The following is a 22,183-nucleotide window of genomic DNA, read 5'->3' on the forward strand; positions in this document are numbered from 1 at the left end:
AGCGGCCGGCACTACCACGTTTCGGTAGTGCCGGCCGCTGGCCGGCACCTCCGTGATCAGCCGAGGATCCCCGGCAGATCCAGTCCCTTTTCCTTCGCGCAGTCGATCGCGATGCCATACCCCGCATCGGCATGGCGCATCACGCCAGTGGCCGGGTCGTTCCACAGCACGCGGCCAATCCGCTTCGCCGCCGCTTCGGTGCCATCACAGACAATCACCATGCCGGCGTGCTGCGAGAAGCCCATGCCCACGCCGCCACCGTGGTGCAGCGACACCCACGTCGCGCCGCTGGCGGTGTTGAGCAGGGCGTTAAGCAGCGGCCAGTCGGACACCGCATCGGAGCCGTCGGCCATCGCTTCGGTTTCGCGGTTCGGCGAGGCGACGCTGCCACTGTCCAGATGGTCGCGACCGATCACCACCGGTGCCTTCAGTTCGCCGTTGGCCACCATTTCATTGAAGGCCAGGCCGAGTCGATCACGATCACCCAGGCCGACCCAGCAGATGCGTGCCGGCAGGCCCTGGAACTTGATCTTCTCGGCGGCCATGTCCAGCCAGCGGTGCAGGTGCGGGTTGTCCGGAATCAGTTCCTTCACCTTTGCATCGGTCTTGGCGATGTCTTCCGGATCACCGCTCAGTGCGGCCCAGCGGAACGGGCCGATGCCGCGGCAGAACAGTGGACGGATATAGGCCGGCACGAAACCCGGGAAATCGAAGGCATTGGACACACCTTCTTCCAGCGCCATCTGCCGCAGGTTGTTGCCGTAATCCACGGTGGGCACGCCCAGCGCGTGGAAGCCGAGCATGGCGCGGATGTGGTTGGCCATCGATGCACGCGCAGCCTTCTCCACTTCCTTCGGTGCACTCACACGCTTCTCGTCCCACTGCTCGACCGTCCAGCCCTGTGGCAGGTAGCCATTCACCGGGTCGTGCGCAGAGGTCTGGTCGGTCAGCAGGTCCGGCTTCACGCCACGCTCGAGCAGTTCGGCCAGCACGTCGGCCACATTGCCGAGCAGGCCCACCGACTTCGGCGTGCCGGCCTTGCACGACTCGTCGATCAGGCGCAGCGCTTCGTCCAGGTTGTCGGTCCAGGTATCCAGGTAGCCGGTGCGCAGGCGCATGTCGATGCTGCTCTTGCGGCACTCGACGGCCAGGCAGGAGGCGCCGGCCATCACGGCAGCCAGCGGCTGTGCACCACCCATGCCGCCGAGGCCACCGGTGAACAGCCACTTCCCGGTCAGGTCGCCGCCGAAATGCTGGCGCCCCATTTCCACGAAGGTCTCGTAGGTGCCCTGCACGATGCCCTGCGCACCGATGTAGATCCAGCTGCCGGCGGTCATCTGGCCGTACATGGCCAGGCCTTTCCTATCCAGCTCGTTGAAGTGGTCCCAGTTGGACCAGCGCGGCACCAGGTTGGAATTTGCGATCAGCACGCGCGGCGCGTCGGCGTGGGTGCGGAACACGCCTACCGGCTTGCCCGACTGCACCAGCAGGGTCTGGTCGTCGTCCAGGCGCTTGAGCGTCTCGACGATGGCATCGAAGCTTTCCCAGTCGCGCGCGGCGCGGCCGATGCCGCCGTACACCACCAGTTCCTGCGGGCGCTCGGCCACGTCCGGGTGCAGGTTGTTCATCAGCATGCGCAGCGGTGCTTCGGTCAGCCAGCTCTTGGCATTGAGCGTGGTGCCGGTCGGCGCGGCGACGGTGCGGGATGGGTCGTTGCGGGTCATGCGGCGCTCCGGTTCGTAGCGAATTCAAGGCAGGCGTTGAGCACCTGCGCCAGGGTGTGGCGCAGTGGTGCGGCGAGGTCGGGGTCGAGCGGGGTGGGCCAGCTGTGTTCGTCCACCTGGTCCGGCAGGGGGTCGTGCATGTAGCCGCGGCAGGCAAGTTCCATCTGCAGGCTATGCACGCCGCCCGGGATGTTGCTGTAGTGGCGGGTGATCCAGCCGCCCTTGAAGCGGCCGTTGCGCACCTGGCTCATGCCACTGAGCGCCAGCAGGTTCTCCACCACATCGCTCAAGGCGTTGTCGCAGGAGGTGTCCGGTGCACCGGAGGGGCCGGCGGTACCCAGGTTGAACTGCGGCAGCTCGCCTTCGAACAGGTGCGGGATGTGTGAGCGGATCGAGTGCGCGTCGTACACCACCACGGTAGCGTGGCGTGCGCGCAGGCGCGTGATCTGCGCCGCCAGCGCATCGTGGTAAGGCAGGAAATACGTGTCGCGGCGACGGGCGATTTCCGCTTCGTCCGGTTCGCGCCCGGCGTGATACAGCGGCTGGTTGTCGAAGGTGGTCAGCGGGCACAGGCCGGTGGTGTTCTGGCCTGGGTACAGCGAGACGCCGCTGGGATCGCGGTTGAGGTCGATTACCGAACGCGAAATCGCCGAGCGCACCGTGGTCGCGCCCATGCCACGCACGAAGTCGTACAGTTCGTGTACCCACCAGTCTGCGTCGCGGCGGGCCAGCCACGGTGAGTGGTAGTCGCCGAACAGGTCGTGCGGCAGCTCGCTGCCGGTATGCGGAAAGCTGACGATGAGGGGGGCGTCGCCTTCGTGCACCGTCAGCCATTCGGGTTGGGTATTCATGCCTGCGGTTCCATGGTTGGCAGCAGGTCGGTCAGGCCCTGCGCCAGCGCGCCGCTGCGCACCAGATTCGTGGCGGTCACCATGTCCGGATGGAAGTAGCGGTCTTCTTCCAGCGTCGGCACCTGCGCACGCAGGGTGGCGCGCACGGCTTCCAGCGCGGCGCTGGAGCGCAGCGGGGCGTGGAAGTCGCAGCCCTGCGCAGCGGCCAGCAGCTCGATGCCGATCACGTTGGCCGCGTTCTCGGCCATCTGCATCAGCCGGCGCGCGCCGTGCGCGGCCATCGACACATGGTCTTCCTGATTGGCCGAGGTCGGGATCGAGTCAACGCTGGCGGGGTAGGCGCGCTGCTTGTTTTCCGAGACCAGCGCCGCGGCAGTCACCTGCGGAATCATGAAACCGGAATTCAAACCGGGGCGCGGGGTCAGGAAGGCGGGCAGGCCGGACAGCGCCGGGTCCACCAGCATCGCCAGGCGGCGCTCGCTGATCGAACCGATCTCGCACACCGCCATCGCCAGCATGTCGGCCGCGAAGGCCACCGGCTCTGCGTGGAAGTTGCCACCGGACAACGCTTCGCCGGTATCGGTGAACACCAGCGGATTGTCAGAGACGCCGTTGGCTTCGATTTCCAGCGTGGTAGCGGCCTGGCGCAGGATGTCCAGCGCCGCGCCCATCACCTGCGGCTGGCAGCGCAGGCAGTAGGGATCCTGCACGCGCACGTCGTTGTCACGGTGCGATTCACGGATGTCCGAGCCCTGCATCAGCGTGCGCAGGGTGGCGGCGGTGGCGATCTGCCCGCGCTGGCCGCGGATGGCGTGGATGCGGGGGTCGAAGGGCGTGTCGGAACCCTTGGCCGCTTCCACCGACAGCGCGCCGGTGACCAGCGCGGCCTGGAACACGGTCTCGATCTCGAACAGGCCCGCCAGCGCATAGGCGGTGGAGAACTGCGTGCCGTTGAGCAGCGCCAGGCCTTCCTTCGCGCCCAGTTCGATCGGCTGCAGGCCGGCACGTGCCAGTGCGTCGGCTGCCGGTAGGCGCTCGTCACCGATGAAGGCTTCGCCTACGCCCAGCATCACGCTGGCCAGGTGCGAGAGCGGCGCCAGGTCACCCGAGGCACCCACCGAGCCCTGTGCGGGCACCACCGGCAGCACGCCCTTGACCAGCATCGCTTCCAGCAGCAGCAGGGTCTCCTCGCGAATGCCTGACGCACCCTGCGCCAGGCTGACCAGCTTCAGCGCCATCATCAGGCGCACCACGCTGGCCGGCATCGGCTCGCCCACGCCGGCGGCATGCGAGAGCACGATGTTCCGCTGCAGGGTGGCCAGGTCTTCGCGCTCGATGCGCACGCTGGCCAGCTTGCCGAAGCCGGTATTGATGCCATACACCGGCGCGCCCTTGGCGACGATGGCGGCCACCGCCGCCGCACTGGCGCGCACCACCGGCAGCGCGGCCGGGTCCAGTGCGAGCGGCGCACCGCGATAGACCTGCCGCCACTGGGCGAGAGTGACATGGCCGGGGCGAAGAACCAGGGTGTTGCTCATGTGTTGCTCCAGGAGGCAGGCAGGTCGGGCTGTCCGCGCACCACGCGCGCGTGCAGCGGGTTGAATCCAATGCGATAGACCAGGTCGGCGGGGGCATCGATGTCCCAGATCGCCAGGTCGCAGTCCATGCCCACCGCCAGGCGGCCGATGCGCTCGCCATGGCCCAGTGCGCGCGCCGCTTCACGGGTGAAGCCGGCGATGCACTCGTCCACGGTCAGGCGGAACAGGGTGGCGCCCATGTTCATCGCCAGCAGTGGGCTGGTCAGCGGCGAAGTGCCCGGGTTGCTGTCGGTGGCCAGCGCCAGCGGTACGCCGGCCGCACGCAGCGCGGCGATCGGCGGCAGGGTGGTATCGCGGGTGAAATAGAAGGCACCGGGCAGCAGCACGGCGACGGTACCGGCAGCGGCCATCGCGGCGATGCCGGCATCGTCCAGATGTTCGATATGGTCGGCCGACAGTGCCCCGAAGCGGGCCGCCAGTTCGGCGCCATGCTGGTTGCTCAGCTGCTCGGCGTGGATCTTCACCGACAGCCCGTTGGCGCGCGCCGCTTCAAAGACCTGGCGCGCCTGCGCCGGCGAGAAGGCGATGTTCTCGCAGAACACATCCACCGCTTCGGCCAGGCCTTCGGCGGCGATGGCCGGAATCATCACGTTGCACACCTCGTCGGTGTATTCCTGTGCGTCGCGGCCTGGCGGAACCGCGTGTGCGCCGAGGAAGGTGGTCACCACGTTGACTCGGCATTCCTCGCCCAGCGCGCGTGCGACCTGCAGCTGCTTGCGTTCGTCGGGCAGGGTCAGGCCGTAGCCGGACTTGATCTCGATCGTGGTCACGCCTTCGGCACGCATCGCCAGCAGGCGCGGCCGGCTTTCGCTGGCCAGCTGTTCCGGGGTGGCAGCACGGGTGGCGCGCACGGTGGAGACGATGCCGCCGCCGGCACGGGCGATCTCGGCATAACTGACGCCCTGCAGGCGCTGCTCGAATTCACTGGCGCGGTTGCCGGCGTAGACCAGGTGGGTGTGGCAGTCGATCAGGCCGGGCGAAATCCAACGGCCTTCGCCGTCGATGCGGGTGGTCGGCTGCAGGTGGGCATCGCTGCCGGCCGCGCCGACGTGGACGATGCGGCCGTCGGCGCAGGCCAGGACGCCATCGCGGATGACACCCAGCCCTTCGCCATCAAGGGTGATCAGGTGGACGTTGGACCAGAGGGTATCGACGTGCATGGCATCCACAACGCGGCTGTGCTTATATGTCTATACAATATAGGCGTCCATTTCGGGTTGTCCAGCCATGTCCGATTCGCGTTCCCCGCACAGTTTCCATGCCGCCCACGCCCTGCTGGCCGAGGGTTGGGCCCGCGATGTCCGCCTGCAGGTGCAGGACGGTCGCATCGCGGCCATCAGCACGGGGCAGGGCGCGCAGGCGGGCGACACCCGCGTCGGCATCCTGGTGCCGGGCCTGCCCAACCTGCACAGCCATGCCTTCCAGCGCGGCATGGCCGGGCTGACCGAGATCGGCGGCGGCGACGGTGACAGCTTCTGGAGCTGGCGCGAGCTGATGTACCGTTTCCTGGCCCACCTGCGCCCAGACGCGGTGCAGGCCATTGCCGCCCAGGCCTACATGGAAATGCTGGAAAGTGGCTTCACCCGCGTCGGTGAATTCCATTACCTGCACCACGACGCCGAGGGCCACGCCTACGCCAACCGCGCCGAGATGAGTGCACGGATCGCGGCGGCAGCCGAGCAGACCGGCATCGGCTTGACCCTGCTGCCGGTGTTCTATGCGCATGCCGATTTCGGCGGGGCGGCGCCGAATCCAGCGCAGCGGCGCCTGATCCACGACGTGGACGGCTTCGCGCAGCTGCTGGAGGCCGCCAAGCCGGCATTGGCCGCGCTGCCCGACGCGGTGCTCGGCATCGCACCGCACAGCCTGCGTGCGGTCACCGGCGAGGAACTGAGTGCGTTGCTGCCGCTGACCGACGGCCCGGTGCACATCCACATCGCCGAGCAGGTGCGCGAAGTGGAGGCCTGCCTGGCCTGGAGCGGCCAGCGCCCGGTGCAGTGGCTGTACAACCATGCGCCGGTGGATGCGCGCTGGTGCCTGGTGCATGCCACCCACATCACCGATGACGAGCGCGCGGCCATTGTGGCCAGCCAAGCCGTGGCCGGCCTGTGCCCGATCACCGAGGCCAACCTGGGCGACGGCCTGTTCCCGATGCAGGCATTCGCGCGCGAGGGCGGGCGCTTCGGCGTCGGTTCCGATTCCAATGTGCTGATCGACGCGGCCGAAGAACTGCGCCTGCTCGAGTACGGCCAGCGGCTTACCCTGCGCGGGCGCAACGTGCTGGCGCCGGATGCCACCCGCAGCAGCGGTCGTTTCCTGTTTGAAGGTGCACTGCACGGTGGCGCACAGGCGCTGGGCGTGGCCGCCGGCCTGCAGGTCGGCGCCAGTGCCGACATGGTTGAACTGGACGCCGCACACCCGGCGCTGCAGGCCCGACAGGATGACGCATGGCTTGACAGCTGGGTGTTCGCCGCACGTAATGGCGCGCTGCGATCGGTCTGGCGCCATGGCCGCCAGTGCGTGGCCGAGGGCCGCCACCTGCAGCGCGAGGCGATCACCAGCGCCTTCGCTGCCGCCCTGCGCGGCGTGCTGGGCTGATCGCCTCCCGCCACCGAGACCCCATTACGTGAAGGCCAGCAAGTCCGCCACGCTCAACCAGCGTATCCGCAGCGATCTGGAAAGCCGCATCCTCAGCGGAGAATGGGCGCCAGGCTTTCGTATTCCGTACGAACACGAGCTGATGGAGCAGTACGGCTGCTCGCGGATGACAGTGAACAAGGTGCTGACCGCACTGGCCGAGAGCGGCATGATCGAGCGCCGCCGTCGTGCGGGTTCGTTCGTGGCGCGTCAGCCACCGCACCTGGAGCAGGTGGCGCTGGAGATTCCCGATATCGCGATGGAAGTCGGCTCGCGGGGACATCAGTACGCCTATCGACTGCTGCAGCGCGACCTGCGCCTGGCCGATGCCGGCAATGCCGGCGAAGTGGAGCTGGCCGGCAGCGAAATGCTGCTGGCGATGCGCTGCCTGCACCTGGCCGATGGTCGCCCGCTGGCACTGGAGCACCGCCTGATCAGCCCGGTGGGCGTGCCCGAGGTGTTGGAGGTCGACTTCAGCACCACCGCCCCGGGCAGCTGGCTGCTGCAGAACGTGTCCTGGACCCGTGCCCAGCACCGCATCAGTGCCTGGGGGGCAGATACCGCCACCGCCAGGCTGCTGGACGTGAAGCCCGGTACCGCCTGCCTGGTGATCGAACGCCTGACCTGGCGTGGCGAACAGCCGATCACCCGCGTTCGCCAGGTGTTCCTGGGTGATGCCTGGGACCTGGTGGCGCGCTTCGCGCCGGGCGCGCGATAGGGATTCCATCCACGCATGGCGTGGATCTACTCTGCCGAAACGACTGTCGCCTTGAACTCTGTCGGGGCGTGTGTACGATGTGTATCGTCCCTGCATGAAGAGCAGGGACCTCATCCGGGAACTGGAAGCGGCAGGTTGGATCTGTCGTCGGATCCGCGGATCCCATCATGTATTCGTGCACCCGCAGTACCCTCACATCATCACCGTTCCTCACCCAAGGAAGGATCTGGGGAAAGGGCCGGTGCAGGCGTTGCGGAAGCTCGCAGGACTGACGTAGGAGGGCCCATGCGATATCCAGTCTTGATCGAGGCAGGCGATGAGCGCACCGCGTGGGGTGTGGTCGTTCCAGATCTGCCGGGGTGCTTCTCAGCGGCCGACACGCTTGATGATGCGCTCACTGCGGCGGAAGAGGCGGCGCTCGCCTGGATTGATGTGGCCCTGGATGAGGGGCGCTCGATTCCGACACCTTCCGCGCCGCAGAAGATCGCCGCCGAGGCATCCAAGGACCTCCGTTGGATTCTTGCGTACATCTGCATTGATCCGGCTCTGCTGGACGATACCATCGAGCGGGTCAATATCAGCCTGCCACGCCGGATCCTGGCGAGGCTGGATGCGCAGGCCAGAGCGGCGGGTGAATCGCGCTCCAGTTACATCGCCCATCTCGCGGCATTGGGCTGAGCAGGCGCCATGTGGAGCCGAGCCCATGCTCGGCTGCTGTTCGCGCGTGGCTCAACTCTGCAAAGGCATCCACGCGTGGCGTGGATCTACCAAGGGGTCGCGCATCGGGGTTCAGTAAATCCACGCCACGCGTGGATGCAGCCCCATCAGTACGTGGCGCACTGCCGCCAGCGCACCGGCTCATCCACGCCGGGGCGGGCGTTGAGCTGGATGCGCACGTTGCGCAGGGCGGGGTAGTGCAGCACTTCCTCGCAGACCTGCGGCCAGACCTTTTCCAGCTCGCCGGTGCGGTTGATCGCCAGCGTCTGCCGGGTCAGCCAGACCCCGCTGGCGATGCCGGGCTTGCCGGCCAGGGCACGGGCCAGATCGGCCTGGAAGCGCTCCAGCGTGGCGGCATCGGGGTCGGGATTGCTGCGCGCGTCGGTCGCGGGGGCGACGGCAGGCGTGGGAGCGGGGGCGGCCGCAGGGACTGCTTCGATCGGGGCGGGTGCGGCTGAAGGCGCGGCCGAAGGCGTCGCCACCACCGGTGCGGCAGCAACCGGCGCGACCTCGTCCACATGCAGGCCCTGCAGACCCAGGCCGACAAGCAGCCCCAGCGTGGCCGAACCCAGTGCGGCAATGGCAATGCGGCGCAGCGCTTCGTGCCGGGCGCTGGCGCGCACGCGCGCTTCGATGTCGCCGGGCAGGTAGGGCTGCAGCAACGGCCACAGGCGCGGCCCGTCCAGCACTTCAACCGCCTGCTTCTCGGCGGCGCCACGGCCGTCGCGTTCGATACGGCCTTCGGTCAGCAGTACGCCCCCCTTGGCGCCGGCCAGGCGCGCGGCCGCACCCAGTTCGTTCACTGCGGCGGTGCCGATGCGGTAGGCCAGGCCGTGCTTGCACGACACCAGCCATTGATTGGGGCCATCGCTGAGCAGGAAGTCGCTGCTCGGCTCGCGGGCATCTTCGGCCGGATCGATCAGCTCACGCAGGCCGCGCTGTTCGCGCAGCATGCGCTTGACCAGAACCGAGAATTCGCGCCAGTGCATGCCTGCCAGGGCCTGCAGGCCGAGTTGCATCTCCTTCTGCCGCCGCTTGATCCACCACAGATAGACAACGGCCAGGGAACAGGTAAGCAGGGCCGACAGCAGGGCCAGGATCCAGGGGAGCATGCAGGAGTAGGGCGGAAGGGGCGAAAGCGGAGAGCGACAGTGTAAAGGTCGCGGTGCCCGGCTGGGTCAGGATGTTCCTGACAGGAAGCGTGATGGAGCGCGCAGATCGGTATACGGCGGACACGAAAAACCCGCCAATCCTGAAGCCGTGAGGGGAGGGAACAAACGGCAGCCGAAGCGATTGGCGGGTTGCTCGCGATTGTCAATCAAAATTTATTGCATTGCAACAATTGCGCTCAGGGAATGCTGTCCGGCGATTGATGGCTGCCCGGGGCGGGGGCATCTGCACCCGAAGCTGCCCGGTTTTCCAGCCTGGCCAGGCGCGCGTGCAGGGCATCGATGCGGGCTTCCAGCGCGGTCACCTCGTCGGCAGTGGGTACATGCAGGCGCTTGAGCACGCCCTGTACCTGGTCATCAAAGGCCTTCTCGACCTTGTTCCAGGTGCCGGAGGCCTTCTCGCGGGCCTCGTCCAGTGAGGTTTCGACGTTGTCACGCCAGCCCGGGCCCTGTTCGCCGCTGCGTTCACGGCGGCGGGCTTCCCAGGCTTCGCCTTCCTTCACCAGGCCGTCGAAGAAGCGGCTGCCCTCGGCCTGCGCGCGCCCCAGCGCACCCAGCCCGGCCAGCCAGACCTGTTGCGCCGAATCGCTTAGCTTGCGCGAGAAGCGCTCGGCCTGGTCACCGAAAGAGGCGTCGTCGTTGCGGCGGTCGTCGTTCTCGTAGTGGTTCATCGCACTTCCCGTGGGAGTTGGGCCTGCCCCGAGAGTAGCGCGCGGTGGCGTTGCACGGCCGTGATGGCCGCCGCCAGGATTCAGCCCAGCTTTTCCTTCAGCACGCGCTGGATCTCGCCTTCGACCATGCCCTTCATCGCCGACAGCAGGAAACCGAGCTTGGCGGTCACGCGCACGGCGCCCGGCTGCAGTTCGATCGCACCGTCCACACCGCTGCCGGAGAAGTTCAGGACGTCGGCGGTCCAGGACGACTTCAGGCCGAAGCGCTCGGACAGCTTGGCAGCGACCTGTTCGATCGCGGCGCGCGCCTGTGCGTCGGGCAGGGCGTGGGCGTGGCGGACATCGATGGTGGACATGCAGGCTCCTGGCGCAGGGCGGGGATGATCAAAGAGGGCGAGCATTGTGCGCATCAAGGGCCGCCGCGCCAAGCACTCATCGTGGGTTCTTCTTCGTTGGCGACCAACCTGCTAGGCTGCGCCGCGTGCAGAACCTGCTAGTTCACTTCAGTCAGCAACAACAGCCCGACCAGCCCCTGCGGCCCGGGGTGCAGCGCATCGTGCGCCAGGCCAACGGCAGCGTGCGGCTCGGTGATGCCGGCCACGGCGCCCTGCTGCTGGCCCAGTTCTGCATGGACGATCGCGGCCTCTGGCTGCAGGTCGGCAATGGCATCCGCGGCATCCACGTCAATGGTCGACCGGTGCGCCGGATGGCCCTGCTGCGCGCGGGCGATGCGGTATACGTGGATGGCGTGGAGATGGTGCTGCAGGGCGAAGTCGAGAGCCTGCTGCAGGCGCCTGCGCCGAAGAACGAGGATGGCAGCGACGAGCAGCAACGACTGCTGCGCGGTGTCGGTGGCCTGCACCATGGCCGCAGTTTCACCCTGTCGCGGGCCCGCCTGATCGGCCGCGGCAACGAGGCCGACATCGCCATTGATGACCCGGCCTTCGCCGAACAGCATGCCCGCGTGGAAGTGCACGGCGAGCGCGTGCTGCTGCGCGACCTCGGCAGCGCCGACGGTACCCGGGTCAACGGCGTGGCCGTGCGCCACTGCTGGCTGCAGGCCGGCGACCAGGTCGTGTTCGATGGCCAGCACCGGTTCGTGCTGGAAGTGCCGCACGATCCGCGCCGGCGGCCGCTGCCCGCCGAGGACGACGCCAGCCACGAGGCCGAGCAGGCGCCGGTGCTGCCGGCCGCGCCGCGCAGGGTCCGGCGCTGGCCGTGGCTGCTGGTGAGTGCGCTGCTGCTGGCCGCACTGCTCAGCCTGCTGCTCTGGTTCGGCGCGCGCTGATCTGAATCCGCTGGGTCCGCGCGGTGGTGGGTGCCGACCTTGGTCGGCACGCTCCGTCGGCGGGCTTGACGCCTGGCAGCACACGGCTTTGGTAGGTGCCGACCTTGGTCGGCACGCTTTTTCGGCGGGCATGACGCCTGACGGCGTACGCCGACCAAGGTCGGCGACTACCGGGGCTTTGCTGCTGATCTGAATCCGCTGGGTCCGCGCCCTGGTGGGTGCCGACCTTAGATCGGCACGCTCCGTCGGCGGGCATGATGCCTGACGGCGTACGCCGACCAAGGTCGGCGACTACCAGCGCCACGCCGGCGGCGAATGGATTCCAATGAAACCAAATTTCCCTTGCCGCACTAGGCCGCAAGGCTGGTGCACTGCGGCATACTAGGGGTCTTGCCCCACAGGTGTGACATGACGCGCGCGTTCAACTTCAGTGCCGGCCCTGCGACCTTGCCGGAATCGGTCCTGCGCCAGGCGCAGGCGGAAATGCTGGACTGGCACGGTAGTGGTGCCTCGATCGTGGAAATGAGCCATCGCGGCGCGGAATTCATGTCCGTGGCCGCCGAGGCCGAGGCCGACCTGCGCCGCCTGCTCGATATCCCCGACGACTACGCGGTGCTGTTCCTGTCCGGTGGTGCCACCACCCAGCAGGCGCTGATCCCGCTCAACTTCGCCAGCCCCGGCCAGCGCGCCGACTACGTGGTCAGTGGCCATTGGGGAAAGACTGCGGTCAAGCAGGCCGGCGTCTACGTCGACGTCAACATTGCCGCCAGCAGCGAGCCCGACGGCTACCGCACGCTGCCGCCCCGCGCCGACTGGCAGCTCTCGCCCGACGCCGCCTATGTGCACATCACCTCCAACGAGACCATCCACGGCGTCGAGTTCCGTGATGTGCCGGATACCGGCGATGTGCCGCTGGTGGCGGACTTCAGCTCGTCCATCGCCAGCGAGCCGCTGGATGTACGCCGCTACGGTGTGATCTATGCCGGCGCGCAGAAGAACCTGGGCCCGGTCGGCATCGCAGTAATGATCGTCCGCCGCGATCTGCTCGAGCGCACTGGCCAGCCGCGCGCGGACATCTTCGATTACCGCTCGCATGTCGCCCGCGATTCGATGCTCAACACCCCGCCGACCTGGAACTGGTACCTGGCCGGCCTGGTGTTCAAGTGGATGCTGGCCGAAGGCGGCGTGGCCGAATTCGCCAGGCGCAATGCCGCCAAGGCGGCACTGGTGTACGGCGCCATCGATGGCTCCGGCGGCTTCTACCGCAACGAGGTCGCGCATGCGGCACGCTCGCGGATGAACATCCCGTTCTTCCTGCCCGATGCCGGGCTTGATGCCCGCTTCGTCGCCGAAGCGAAGGCTGCCGGCCTGCTGGCGCTGAAGGGACACAAGGTGGTCGGGGGCATCCGTGCCTCGCTGTACAACGCCATGCCGCTGGCCGGGGCCGAGGCGCTGGTCGCCTTCATGGCCGATTTCCAGCAGCGTCACGGCTGAGCAATGAACGGCGCGCACCGTCGGGTGCGGGTCCCGCAACAAGGAATTCCGATGGCAAGCAGCAAATCCAGCAAGAAGGCGCCGAAGAAGGCCGAACCGGCCAAGGACAGCGCGCCCAGCAAGGCGAAGGGCAAGGCCAAGGCCGCCTCGAACCCGGCACCCACCCTGGCACCGCTGGCGCTGGCCGATGTGCGCTCGAAGATCGACCAGATCGACCGTGACATCCAGAGCCTGATCGCCGAGCGCGCGCGCTTCGCCCACCAGGTCGGCAAGGCCAAGGGCAAGCTGGCCGCCGCTGTCGACTACTACCGCCCCGAGCGCGAAGCGCAGGTGCTGCGCATGGTGGTGGACCGCAATGAAGGCCCGCTCAGCGACGAGCTGCTGGTGCATGTCTATCGCGAGATCATGTCGGCCTGCCTGGCCCAGCAGGAGCCGCTGAAGATCGGCTACCTCGGCCCGGAAGGCACCTTCAGCCAGCAGGCCGTGCTCAAGCACTTCGGCCGCTCCGCGCTGGGCCTGCCGATGGCCAGCATCGAGGAAGTGTTCCAGGAAGTGGAAGCGGGCAACGCCGATTTCGGCGTGGTGCCGGTGGAGAATTCGGGACAGGGCACCATCCAGATCACCCTGGACATGTTCCTGACCTCCAACCTGAAGATCTGTGGCGAAGTGGAACTGCGCGTGCAGCAGTTCCTGATGTCGCGCAGCGGCCGCATCGAGGACATCGAGCGCATCTACGCGCATCCGCAGTCGTTCATGCAGACCTCGGCGTGGCTGCGCGCCAACCTGCCGAAGGCCGAGAAGATTCCGGTGTCGAGCAATGCCGAGGGTGCGCGTCGCGCGCGCAACGCCGACGACGCAGCGGCCATCGGCGGCGAGAGTGCCGGCCACGTGTACGGCCTGAAGAAGGTGGTCACCAAGCCGATCCAGAATGATGCCGACAACACCACTCGCTTCCTGGTGGTGGGCCGCAACATCTTCCCGACCTCCGGTCACGACCGCACCTCGGTGCTGGTGTTCATCCATGACAAGCCCGGTGCGCTGTTCGATGTGCTCAGCCCGTTCGCCCGCCACGGCATCAGCATGAACCGCATCGAGTCGCGGCCGTCGCACCACGGCAAGTGGGAATACGGCTTCTTCATCGACCTGGCCGGCCACATCGACGACGCGCCGATGCAGGCGGCGCTGGCCGAACTGGAAGCGCACTCGGCGCAGATCAAGGTGCTGGGCTCCTACCCGGTGGCCGTGCCCTGAGTGCTGCTGTGGCGGCCCTGGCCGCCGCTCCCTGATGCATCGCCGGCGCTGCCGGCGTTTACGGAACGATCGAACGATGAGCAACGCGCAACACTGGATCGCCCGCAAGGGCCAGCCGCTGCAGGGCAGCCTGACCATTCCCGGCGACAAGTCGGTCTCGCACCGCTCGGTGATGTTCGCCGCGCTGGCCGATGGCACTTCGCATATCGAAGGCTTCCTGGAAGGCGAGGACACCCGCGCCACCGCGCGCATCTTCAGCCAGCTGGGTGTGCGCATCGAAACCCCCAGCCCGTCGCAGCGCATCGTGCATGGTGTGGGTATCGACGGCCTGAAAGCGCCGGAGGCACCGCTGGACTGCGGCAATGCCGGCACCGGCATGCGCCTGCTGGCCGGCCTGCTGGCGGGCCAGGCGTTCGACTGCACGCTGATCGGCGATGAGTCGCTGTCCGGCCGCCCGATGCGCCGTGTCACCGGCCCGCTGTCGCAGATGGGCGCAAGGATCGATACCCAGGACGACGGCACGCCGCCGCTGCACGTGCATGGCGGCCAGACGCTGCATGGCATCGACTTCGCCTCGCCGGTGGCCAGCGCACAGATCAAGTCGGCCGTGCTGCTGGCCGGCCTGTACGCGCAGGGCGAAACCCGCGTGCTGGAACCCCACCCGACCCGCGACTACACCGAACGCATGCTGTCCGCGTTCGGCGTGGACATCGAATTCTCGCCGGGCGAGGCGCGCCTGCGGGGCGGCCAGCGCCTGCGCGCCACGGACATCGTGGTGCCGGCCGATTTTTCCTCGGCGGCGTTCTACCTGGTCGCCGCCAGCATCATTCCCGGCTCCGAGCTGCGCCTGAAGCAGGTCGGCCTGAACCCGCGTCGCACCGGCCTGCTGCACGCGCTGCGCCTGATGGGGGCGGATATCACCGAAGAGAATCCGGCCGAGCAGGGCGGTGAGCCGGTGTCCGATCTGGTGGTGCGCTACGCTCCGCTGAAGGGCGCGCGTATTCCCGAAGCACTGGTGCCGGACATGATCGACGAGTTCCCGGCGCTGTTCGTGGCCGCCGCCGCCGCCGAAGGCCAGACCGTGGTGAGCGGTGCTGCCGAACTGCGGGTGAAGGAATCCGATCGTCTTGCGGCGATGGCCACTGGCCTGCGCGCGCTTGGCATGCAGGTGGACGAGACCGAGGATGGCGCCACCCTGCATGGCGGGGCTCGGCTGGGGAGTGGCACCATCGAAAGCCACGGCGACCATCGCATCGCCATGGCATTCGCCATTGCCGGCCAGATCAGCGACGGCGAAGTGCGCATCAACGACATCGCCAACGTCGCCACGTCCTTCCCGGACTTCGATGGCCTGGCGCGCAGAGCCGGCTTCAACCTGGCCTGATCGGCGGATCGCGTTTTCCGGTAGGTGCCAACCTTGGTTGGCACGCCCACATCACCCGGTAGGTGCCAACCTTGATTGGCACGCTCGCATTACCCTGTAGGTGCCAACCCTGGTTGGCACGCTCACATCGTCCGGCAGGTGCCAGCCCTGGTTGGCACGCTCACATCGCCCGGTAGGTGCCAACCTTGGTTGGCACGCCTCTCCAGATAAAAGGACGGAGGCCGAAGCCTCCGTCTAAACATCACGAACCCCTCGTCCGCGATCAACGCTGTTCGGTACGGAAATCCACCGGGACCCGCACCACACTGGCCACTGCACGGCCTTCATGCATCGCCGGCTGGAACTTCCAGTTCTGCACGGCGCTCAGCACCGCGCGATCCAGGTCACGGCTGCGTTCGCCGCTGCGCGAAACAATCGCGGCATTGGTCACCTGGCCGCGGCTATCGACATTCAGGCTGGCGATCACGCTGCCCTGTACGCCATTCCGCAGCGCGGCGGCGGGGTAGGTCGGCTTGATGTTGCCTGCCAGCGGGCGCGCCTCGCGATTGCGTACCGCAGGGGCGGCCTTGCGCTGGTTGCCGACCGGTGCGGCCTGGCGGGCCGCCGGCTCCTGCGCGTCGGCGACCGGCGCCTGCTCGGGGGCGGGCAGCATGCGCTCGCCGACCGGTGCCGGCGCCACGTCTTCCTGATTCGAGTGACGCAGCCAGAGCAGCGCGGCGGCAAACATCGCCACGATCAGCGCGATCCACATCCAGGGCGACGTGGGCTTGTGCTGTTCGCTGGCGTCTTGCTGCAGCTGCGGCGAATGAAGGTCTTCGTGGGTGGTGGCGGTCATCGCAAACTCCTTCCGTCAATGGACGACGGGGAGAGTGTTGCGCGGGCCAGTGGCGGGAAGTGTCAGCGTTGCGTCAACGTCACCGGCAGGGTTCAGGTTGCCTGCCGGGAAACGTTCAGTTACTGGGTCTTGAAGTCGAACGGCACTTCAATGCTGCCCGGTACGGCCTGGCCGTTGCTCTGCGCCGGGGTGAAACGCCAGCGGCGCACGGCGTCGGTGGCGGCACGGTCGAGCTCGCGTGAGCCGCTGCGCTGGATCACCGTGGCATTGTTCGGGTAGCCGGTGGCATCCACGTCCACGCGCACCACCACGCTGCCGGTCTCGCCCGCGCGCAGGGCCGCGGCCGGGTAGGCTGGCGGCGGCGACTGGCCGGCAATCGGCATCGGCTGGCTGTTGCCGGTGGCGGCTGGCGCAGGGCTTGGCGTGGCCGGGGCCGGTTCAGCGGTGGGCGCCGGCGGCGGCGGGGCGGTTTCGACCAGCTTCGGGGCGTCGTCCTCTACCGGGGCCGGCTTGGCATCGGGCATGTCGCTGGAGCCTGCGGCGGCGGCCAGCGGTTCCGGCAGCGGTTCCACCTGCGCGGTCTCCTGCGGGGTCTGCGCGGCCGGATCGGCACGGAAGAACTCCTTGTCGCGGCCGGTCAACCAGACCAGCACGAACAACAGCACGCCCACGCCGAAGGCGATGCCGGCGATCTTCAGGGCGTTGCGCGGGATATGCACAGTGAACGACTTGGCGGACGACGAGCGGGGTGCAGACATGGAACGGACCAGTACGGAATAGCCCGATTCTGCCACGCCAGGAATGAACCGGGCGGCAGAAATCCGTATAACAAGCGATAATCCCATCCCTGATACCCACCACGACACCTGCCATGCTTGATCCAGCCCTGCTCCGCCACCAGCCCGCCGACCTCGCCGAACGCCTGCGCACCAGCCGCGGCTTCGAGCTCGACGTGTCTGCCCTGGAGTCCCTGGAGGCGGATCGCAAGCGCATCCAGGTGCGGACCCAGGAGCTGCAGAGCCTGCGCAACAGCCGTTCCAAGGCCATCGGCCAGGCCAAGGCCAAGGGCGAGGACGTCTCGGCCATCATGGCCGAGGTCGCTGCCTTCGCCGACGAGCTGAAGGCCTCGGAAGTGGCGCTGGACGAACTGCGCGAGAAGATCGAAGCGATCTCGATGGGCATTCCGAACCTGCCGGCCGACGACGTGCCGGCCGGTGCCGACGAGAACGACAACGTCGAGCAGGCGCGCTGGGGTACCCCGCGCCAGTTCGATTTCAAGGTGCTCGACCACGTCGAACTGGGCGCCCGCAACGGCTGGCTGGACGGCGAGACCGCGGCCAAGCTGTCCGGTTCGCGCTTCACCGTGCTGCGTGGCCCGATCGCGCGCCTGCACCGCGCCCTGGCCCAGTTCATGGTCGACCTGCACACCGGCGAGCACGGCTACGAGGAGACCAACGTGCCGCTGCTGGTCAACGCCGACTCGCTGCGCGGCACCAGCCAGCTGCCGAAGTTCGAGGACGACCTGTTCAAGACCGCCGTGGGCGACTCCACGCGTTACCTGATCCCGACCTCGGAAGTGCCGCTGACCAACATCGTGCGCGATGAGATCGTCGACGCCGAGCGCCTGCCGCTGCGCATGACCGCCCACTCGATGTGCTTCCGTGCCGAGGCCGGCAGCGGTGGCCGCGACGTGCGCGGCATGATCCGCCAGCATCAGTTCGAGAAGGTCGAGCTGGTCTCGATCAGCCGCCCGGAAGACAGCGACGCCGAACACCAGCGCATGACCCGCTGCGCCGAAGTGGTGCTGGAAAAGCTGGGCCTGCCGTACCGCAAGGTGCTGCTGTGCACCGGCGACATGGGCTTCTCGGCGGTGAAGACCTACGACCTGGAAGTCTGGCTGCCGTCGCAGGAAACCTACCGCGAGATTTCCTCGTGCTCGAACTGTGGTGACTTCCAGGCCCGCCGCATGCAGGCGCGCTGGCGCAACCCGGCCACCGGCAAGCCGGAGCTGGCGCACACGCTGAACGGCTCGGGCGTGGCCGTTGGCCGCGCGATGATCGCGGTGATGGAGAACTACCAGAACGCCGACGGCAGCATCACCGTGCCGGAGGCCCTGCGCCCGTACATGGGTGGCCTGGAAACCATTGGCTGATAGCCGGCGCTGCGCGCCGCCGCCCGAGCATGGGCTCGGGCGCTACAGATCTGTGTAGAGCCGAGCCTATGCTCGGCTCTCCTTTATGGCCCGCAGCTTCTCCAGCGGCACCCATCCCGGTTCGCCGTTCTCCGGCACGCACCATGCCCAGCCATTGAGCGTGCGCATCCCGCGCAGCGTCTGCCCGGGGTCCACATCCAGTTCGCGCGCACAGTAATCCTGCGTGGCAAACGCGCCACCCTGCGCATCGCGGCCGATCACCGGCGCCGGCACGAATCCGGGCTGCTGCCCCTCGGCCTCGCAGAGGAACCAGTCGTCCCAGCCCTCCGGGCCTTCATAACGTTCGCCCACCACCAGCGCCTGGCCGCGGCGCAGGATGATCGGGTGCGGAAATTCGCTGCGGTGCGCAGCCGTCACGATGTAGTTCATGCCCCCAGCCTAGCGCGCCGCAAAAGAAAACGGCCCCGCACAGCGGGGCCGCCAGGGTGGGCCGGGAGGGGGAGGGGATCCCGGCCCGCGTTCAGCGCCCAGACGAGGAGAGAGGGGCGCCGAACGTTGGAACGCGTTACGCCGCGACGGCTTCGGCCGCTTCGTGCGACGGCAGCGCCGCCAGCGCACCGGCGATGGCGTCTTCACGGTGCTGCGGCGAGTAGGCGATGCCCTCGGCGCGCACGAACTCGACTTCGTTGATGCCCATGAAGGCGAACACCTGACGCAGGAACGGCTCCTGGAAGTCGGCCGGCGAGTCGGTATAGATGCCGCCACGGCTGCTGGCGATGATCACCCGCTTGCCACCGGCCAGGCCCACCGGGCCGTTCTCGGTGTACTTGAAGGTGCGGCCGGCCACGGCCACGCGGTCGATCCAGGCCTTCAACGTGGACGGGATGCTGAAGTTGTACATCGGCGCGCCGATCACCACGATGTCGGCCTCCAGGAACTGCTGCATCACCTGTTCAGCATCGGTCGCTTCAGCGGCGTCGGTCTTGGCCAGCGAGCTGCTGCGCAGGTGCGGTACCGGATTGGCGTCAAGATCGCGATAATCGACCTGCAGGCCGTCGATCTGGCTGGCGAGGCGGGCGACCACGGCGGCCGACAGCTGGCGCGAGACGGAGTTGTCGCCAAGCACGCTGGCGTCGAGATGCAGAAGCTTCATGGCAGTCACCTATGTTCTGGGAGGAAGGGGCGGGGTGGCCCCGCCGACGGAGAGAACAATAGGTTGTTGCAAAGGCGGAATAAAGGTGATTGAATGCCACGTATTGTTCTAGATATGGAACTCGGGCATGCATGACCTGAATGACCTGTACTACTTCGCGATGGTGGTCGACCACGGCGGATTTGCCGCCGCCGAGCGGGCGCTGGGTATTCCCAAGTCGCGACTGAGCCGCCGCATCAGCCAGCTGGAAACCGACCTGGGCGTGCGCCTGCTGCAGCGCTCCACGCGCCGTTTCGCGGTCACCGATGTCGGCACCAGCGTGCACCGCCATGCGCAGACGATGCTGGCCGAAGCGCAGGCCGCACGCGAAGTAGTGGACCGCCTCAGCGCGGAACCGCGCGGCGTGGTGCGCGCCAGCGTGCCGGTGTCACTCGCGCAGATGCAGCTGCCCAAGCTGCTGCCCAAGTTCCTTGAGCAGTATCCGAAGGTGCGGTTGCAGCTGAACATCAGCAACCGCCGCGTGGACATCATCAACGAAGGCTACGACGTGGCCCTGCGCGTGCGTTCGCGCCTGGACGACGACGGCAGCCTGGTGATGCGCAGCTTCGGCCAGGTGCAGGAACTGCTGGTGGCCAGCCCGAAGTACCTGGACCGCGCCGGCCGCCCCAAGGACCCGGAAGAGCTGACCCAGCACGTGACCCTCAGCATCAGCGAAGACGAAGCCCGCCAGCGCTGGGAACTGCATGGCCCGGAAGGCGAAGTGCGCCGGGTCGACCTGCAGCCCCGCGTGGCCGGCTTCGACTTCCCGCTGCTGCAGAGCATGGTGAAGGACGGTTTCGGCATCACCATGCTGCCGGAAACCGTGTGCGCCGACGCCGTGCGTAATGGCGAGCTGGAAGTGGTGCTGCCGGACTGGTCGCTGCCGCAGGGCGTGTGCCACGCCGTGTTCGCCTCGCGCCGCGGCCTGCTGCCGGCGGTGCGCGTGTTCATCGACTTCCTGGCCGAGCACCTGCCGCCGCAGCTGGAGGCCTCGCGCCTGGATTGCGGTGGCGCCTGTGAAAAGGCCAAGGAGCGGATCAAGGCCAGTGCACTGGGTGCGCTGGCGGTGGATGCCGGCTGAGAAGGCGGGTAGGTAGCGCCGGGCCATGCCCGGCGTTGCTGTATTCCGGCGCCGATCAGTTCCGGCCGAACAGCCGGTCCCAGAAACTACGGCGTCGCGGTGCGGCCGGTGGCGGTCCGGCTGCAACGACGGGCGCTTCCAGCACCGCCATCAGCTCCGCGCTGCGCGGCTTCTTCAGGAATCGCGCATAGTCCAGATAGCTGGTCACCTTGCTCATGTGCAGGCGTTCGGGCATTGCCGGCAATGCGCCGCCCTGCAACAGCACCCGCAATGCCTGCGGACGATCCAGGCGGATCGCCTCGTACAGGGCGGTGCCGCCACAGCCCGGTTCGATCAGGTTGGCGCGCTGCGGCGCATCCTCCAACAGGGTTTGCAATGCCTCCGCGTCGTCTCGTTCTACTGCAGCCACCAGCCGCGCCAGCGCCTCGGCTTCCGCAGCTGGCAGGTTGTCGCGATAGGCCTGGTCGGCAATCTCGCGCTCGTCGCGCCCATCGCCGCCCTGGATGCACAGGAAATCGGTGACCAGGGCGACCGGAATGCCGGACGTATCCAGCGCCCAGTAGCTGGGATAGACACCGTCGCCCCAGCCGCTGGTGAACACCACCAGGCCGTGCGGCGAGTCCTCGCCCCAGGGGCGATATTCGGCGCCTTCATCCAGGCCATCGTGGTCGATCAGTGCATCCGACCATTCACCGTCTTCGTCGCCATCGGCCCGTTCGATCAGGGCCAGCAGCGCCTGCTGGGTGTCGGTGTCCATGAAGCAACCGATGCCAGCGTCGACCGGGTAGCCGATGAAGCTGTCCTCATCCAGTCCGGTCAGGTCCTGCGTGGTCCAGCGCGCCATCTGCCAGTGCAGGGCGGTCGCGGTGAGAGCTTCGCGTGGCTTGAACCAGACCACGGCCAACGCCGGGCGGCCGCTGTGCACGATGATCTCGACCGGATGCCGGCCCAGCGGGGCGGTGTAGTCGGCCAGCGCAGGCGCCTCGGCCTGCACCAGCGGATCGCAGACCACCACGTGCCCGCTGCTGACCGGCAGGTGCCCGGCGAAGGTGCGGTGCAGGGCCACAGCGGCCAGCTGGGTGTCGTCCAGCAGGCAGGTGCGCAGGTTGGCCAGATCGAGATGGGCCATGGCGGCTCCGAGTGCGGTGAAGGCCCCCACCGTGCCGGATGCGGAGGGCAGGGGCAAGGTGGTCTTGGGCAAATGCCCTTCACGTGCGAGAATACGGCGCTGCCCGGGCGACCGGGACCCGATTGGAGAGATGGCCGAGCGGTTTAAGGCACCGGTCTTGAAAACCGGCGAAGGGTTAAACCTTCCGTGGGTTCGAATCCCACTCTCTCCGCCAAGAAGTTCAGAAGAGCCCCTGGAAGCAGGGGCTTTTCTGTTTCTACGGCCCTTGCTGGCCAGCCATCCGGCAACCAAG

22 protein-coding genes and 1 tRNA gene are annotated in these 22,183 nt (G+C 67.7%); 11 read left to right on the top strand and 12 right to left on the bottom strand.

Features of this window, described 5'->3' with window-relative positions; genetic code table 11:
• Positions 1-56: 56 nt before the first annotated feature.
• Genes hutU through hutI form a run of 4 tightly spaced genes read right to left on the bottom strand, consistent with a single transcriptional unit; the run spans position 57 to position 5,333 of the window.
• The gene (gene hutU, locus VG566_RS07530; RefSeq protein ID WP_241884549.1) at positions 57-1,724 is read right to left on the bottom strand and encodes a urocanate hydratase; all 1,668 of its coding nucleotides are present in this window, start codon (positions 1,722-1,724) and stop codon (positions 57-59) included.
• Positions 1,721-2,575: an N-formylglutamate deformylase gene (hutG, locus tag VG566_RS07535; RefSeq protein ID WP_241884548.1), complete on the bottom strand. Its 855-nt coding sequence runs from the start codon at positions 2,573-2,575 to the stop codon at positions 1,721-1,723. Before hutG ends, hutU begins: the two co-directional genes overlap by 4 nt.
• Positions 2,572-4,113, bottom strand: coding sequence for a histidine ammonia-lyase (gene hutH / locus VG566_RS07540; RefSeq protein WP_423172622.1), 1,542 nt, complete (start codon positions 4,111-4,113; stop codon positions 2,572-2,574). The genes hutG and hutH overlap by 4 nt, the downstream gene beginning before the upstream one ends.
• Positions 4,110-5,333: an imidazolonepropionase gene (gene hutI / locus VG566_RS07545; RefSeq protein ID WP_241884547.1), complete on the bottom strand. Its 1,224-nt coding sequence runs from the start codon at positions 5,331-5,333 to the stop codon at positions 4,110-4,112. The genes hutH and hutI overlap by 4 nt, the downstream gene beginning before the upstream one ends.
• Before the next feature lie 67 nt (positions 5,334-5,400).
• Here hutI and VG566_RS07550 point away from each other — a divergent pair, with 67 nt between their 5' ends.
• The 4 genes from VG566_RS07550 (at position 5,401) to VG566_RS07565 (ending at position 8,206) form a co-directional block, all read left to right on the top strand.
• Entirely contained in the window at positions 5,401-6,771 is a 1,371-nt protein-coding gene (locus VG566_RS07550; RefSeq protein WP_241884546.1) for a formimidoylglutamate deiminase, read from the top strand.
• A gap of 28 nt (positions 6,772-6,799) precedes the next feature.
• Positions 6,800-7,528 (top strand): histidine utilization repressor, encoded by a 729-nt coding sequence (hutC, locus tag VG566_RS07555; protein ID WP_032957259.1) that lies wholly within the window; start codon positions 6,800-6,802, stop codon positions 7,526-7,528.
• Between the two features lie 94 nt (positions 7,529-7,622).
• The gene (locus tag VG566_RS07560) at positions 7,623-7,805 is read left to right on the top strand and encodes a type II toxin-antitoxin system HicA family toxin (protein ID WP_080281903.1); all 183 of its coding nucleotides are present in this window, start codon (positions 7,623-7,625) and stop codon (positions 7,803-7,805) included.
• 8 nt (positions 7,806-7,813) lie between these two features.
• A complete protein-coding gene (locus tag VG566_RS07565) occupies positions 7,814-8,206 on the top strand; it encodes a type II toxin-antitoxin system HicB family antitoxin (protein ID WP_241884545.1) in 393 nt (130 codons plus the stop codon).
• Positions 8,207-8,352: 146 nt separating this feature from the next.
• Here VG566_RS07565 and VG566_RS07570 read toward each other — a convergent pair whose 3' ends face one another.
• The 3 genes from VG566_RS07570 to VG566_RS07580 all read right to left on the bottom strand — a co-directional run bounded on the left by VG566_RS07570 (position 8,353) and on the right by VG566_RS07580 (position 10,441).
• A complete protein-coding gene (locus tag VG566_RS07570; protein ID WP_241884544.1) occupies positions 8,353-9,357 on the bottom strand; it encodes a restriction endonuclease in 1,005 nt (334 codons plus the stop codon).
• 236 nt (positions 9,358-9,593) lie between these two features.
• A complete protein-coding gene (locus tag VG566_RS07575) occupies positions 9,594-10,085 on the bottom strand; it encodes a phasin family protein (protein WP_032961659.1) in 492 nt (163 codons plus the stop codon).
• An 80-nt stretch (positions 10,086-10,165) separates the two neighbouring features.
• Positions 10,166-10,441 carry a polyhydroxyalkanoic acid system family protein gene (locus tag VG566_RS07580; RefSeq protein ID WP_005417302.1) on the bottom strand — a complete coding sequence of 92 codons (276 nt, stop codon included), beginning with the start codon at positions 10,439-10,441 and terminating at the stop codon, positions 10,166-10,168.
• 125 nt (positions 10,442-10,566) lie between these two features.
• On the opposite strand from VG566_RS07580, the gene VG566_RS07585 reads away from it, so the two are divergent.
• From VG566_RS07585 to aroA, 4 genes are all read left to right on the top strand, one after another.
• Positions 10,567-11,373, top strand: a complete 807-nt coding sequence (locus tag VG566_RS07585) for an FHA domain-containing protein (RefSeq protein WP_049407843.1) — start codon at positions 10,567-10,569, stop codon at positions 11,371-11,373.
• A gap of 408 nt (positions 11,374-11,781) precedes the next feature.
• Positions 11,782-12,867, top strand: coding sequence for a 3-phosphoserine/phosphohydroxythreonine transaminase (gene serC / locus VG566_RS07590; protein WP_241884543.1), 1,086 nt, complete (start codon positions 11,782-11,784; stop codon positions 12,865-12,867).
• A 51-nt stretch (positions 12,868-12,918) separates the two neighbouring features.
• Positions 12,919-14,118: a prephenate dehydratase gene (gene pheA / locus VG566_RS07595; protein ID WP_014647616.1), complete on the top strand. Its 1,200-nt coding sequence runs from the start codon at positions 12,919-12,921 to the stop codon at positions 14,116-14,118.
• 76 nt (positions 14,119-14,194) lie between these two features.
• On the top strand, positions 14,195-15,502 hold the full coding sequence (aroA, locus tag VG566_RS07600) for a 3-phosphoshikimate 1-carboxyvinyltransferase (protein ID WP_197561671.1): 1,308 nt from the start codon (positions 14,195-14,197) through the stop codon (positions 15,500-15,502).
• A 262-nt stretch (positions 15,503-15,764) separates the two neighbouring features.
• On the opposite strand, the gene VG566_RS07605 is transcribed toward aroA, so the two are convergent.
• Complete coding sequence (locus VG566_RS07605) at positions 15,765-16,337, bottom strand: energy transducer TonB (RefSeq protein ID WP_046431429.1); 573 nt, start codon at positions 16,335-16,337, stop codon at positions 15,765-15,767.
• A gap of 119 nt (positions 16,338-16,456) precedes the next feature.
• Positions 16,457-17,095 carry an energy transducer TonB gene (locus VG566_RS07610; RefSeq protein ID WP_049404494.1) on the bottom strand — a complete coding sequence of 213 codons (639 nt, stop codon included), beginning with the start codon at positions 17,093-17,095 and terminating at the stop codon, positions 16,457-16,459.
• A gap of 113 nt (positions 17,096-17,208) precedes the next feature.
• On the opposite strand from VG566_RS07610, the gene serS reads away from it, so the two are divergent.
• Complete coding sequence (gene serS / locus VG566_RS07615) at positions 17,209-18,489, top strand: serine--tRNA ligase (protein WP_014647612.1); 1,281 nt, start codon at positions 17,209-17,211, stop codon at positions 18,487-18,489.
• Positions 18,490-18,555: 66 nt separating this feature from the next.
• On the opposite strand, the gene VG566_RS07620 is transcribed toward serS, so the two are convergent.
• Positions 18,556-18,918, bottom strand: coding sequence for a ligand-binding protein SH3 (locus VG566_RS07620; protein ID WP_053495993.1), 363 nt, complete (start codon positions 18,916-18,918; stop codon positions 18,556-18,558).
• Positions 18,919-19,054: 136 nt separating this feature from the next.
• Complete coding sequence (locus VG566_RS07625; RefSeq protein WP_014647610.1) at positions 19,055-19,642, bottom strand: FMN-dependent NADH-azoreductase; 588 nt, start codon at positions 19,640-19,642, stop codon at positions 19,055-19,057.
• A 127-nt stretch (positions 19,643-19,769) separates the two neighbouring features.
• Here VG566_RS07625 and VG566_RS07630 point away from each other — a divergent pair, with 127 nt between their 5' ends.
• Positions 19,770-20,762, top strand: coding sequence for a LysR family transcriptional regulator (locus tag VG566_RS07630; RefSeq protein ID WP_005410175.1), 993 nt, complete (start codon positions 19,770-19,772; stop codon positions 20,760-20,762).
• A 55-nt stretch (positions 20,763-20,817) separates the two neighbouring features.
• Here VG566_RS07630 and VG566_RS07635 read toward each other — a convergent pair whose 3' ends face one another.
• Positions 20,818-21,891, bottom strand: coding sequence for a DUF4241 domain-containing protein (locus VG566_RS07635; protein ID WP_032957394.1), 1,074 nt, complete (start codon positions 21,889-21,891; stop codon positions 20,818-20,820).
• 124 nt (positions 21,892-22,015) lie between these two features.
• Here VG566_RS07635 and VG566_RS07640 point away from each other — a divergent pair.
• Positions 22,016-22,105 (top strand) — tRNA-Ser (locus VG566_RS07640).
• Positions 22,106-22,183: the final 78 nt, after the last annotated feature.

The sequence above is a fragment of the Stenotrophomonas sp. CASM114 genome (genome assembly GCF_049384325.1).
Lineage (GTDB): Bacteria > Pseudomonadota > Gammaproteobacteria > Xanthomonadales > Xanthomonadaceae > Stenotrophomonas > Stenotrophomonas muris.

Coding starts and splice junctions, on each gene's coding strand:
- hutU (WP_241884549.1), bottom strand. CDS start 1,724: ATGACCCGCAACGACCCATCCCGCACCGTCGCCGCGCCGACCGGCACC.
- hutG (WP_241884548.1), bottom strand. CDS start 2,575: ATGAATACCCAACCCGAATGGCTGACGGTGCACGAAGGCGACGCCCCC.
- hutH (WP_423172622.1), bottom strand. CDS start 4,113: ATGAGCAACACCCTGGTTCTTCGCCCCGGCCATGTCACTCTCGCCCAG.
- hutI (WP_241884547.1), bottom strand. CDS start 5,333: ATGCACGTCGATACCCTCTGGTCCAACGTCCACCTGATCACCCTTGAT.
- VG566_RS07550 (WP_241884546.1), top strand. CDS start 5,401: ATGTCCGATTCGCGTTCCCCGCACAGTTTCCATGCCGCCCACGCCCTG.
- VG566_RS07560 (WP_080281903.1), top strand. CDS start 7,623: ATGAAGAGCAGGGACCTCATCCGGGAACTGGAAGCGGCAGGTTGGATC.
- VG566_RS07565 (WP_241884545.1), top strand. CDS start 7,814: ATGCGATATCCAGTCTTGATCGAGGCAGGCGATGAGCGCACCGCGTGG.
- VG566_RS07570 (WP_241884544.1), bottom strand. CDS start 9,357: ATGCTCCCCTGGATCCTGGCCCTGCTGTCGGCCCTGCTTACCTGTTCC.
- VG566_RS07575 (WP_032961659.1), bottom strand. CDS start 10,085: ATGAACCACTACGAGAACGACGACCGCCGCAACGACGACGCCTCTTTC.
- VG566_RS07580 (WP_005417302.1), bottom strand. CDS start 10,441: ATGTCCACCATCGATGTCCGCCACGCCCACGCCCTGCCCGACGCACAG.
- serC (WP_241884543.1), top strand. CDS start 11,782: ATGACGCGCGCGTTCAACTTCAGTGCCGGCCCTGCGACCTTGCCGGAA.
- pheA (WP_014647616.1), top strand. CDS start 12,919: ATGGCAAGCAGCAAATCCAGCAAGAAGGCGCCGAAGAAGGCCGAACCG.
- aroA (WP_197561671.1), top strand. CDS start 14,195: ATGAGCAACGCGCAACACTGGATCGCCCGCAAGGGCCAGCCGCTGCAG.
- VG566_RS07605 (WP_046431429.1), bottom strand. CDS start 16,337: ATGACCGCCACCACCCACGAAGACCTTCATTCGCCGCAGCTGCAGCAA.
- VG566_RS07610 (WP_049404494.1), bottom strand. CDS start 17,095: ATGTCTGCACCCCGCTCGTCGTCCGCCAAGTCGTTCACTGTGCATATC.
- serS (WP_014647612.1), top strand. CDS start 17,209: ATGCTTGATCCAGCCCTGCTCCGCCACCAGCCCGCCGACCTCGCCGAA.
- VG566_RS07620 (WP_053495993.1), bottom strand. CDS start 18,918: ATGAACTACATCGTGACGGCTGCGCACCGCAGCGAATTTCCGCACCCG.
- VG566_RS07625 (WP_014647610.1), bottom strand. CDS start 19,642: ATGAAGCTTCTGCATCTCGACGCCAGCGTGCTTGGCGACAACTCCGTC.
- VG566_RS07630 (WP_005410175.1), top strand. CDS start 19,770: ATGCATGACCTGAATGACCTGTACTACTTCGCGATGGTGGTCGACCAC.
- VG566_RS07635 (WP_032957394.1), bottom strand. CDS start 21,891: ATGGCCCATCTCGATCTGGCCAACCTGCGCACCTGCCTGCTGGACGAC.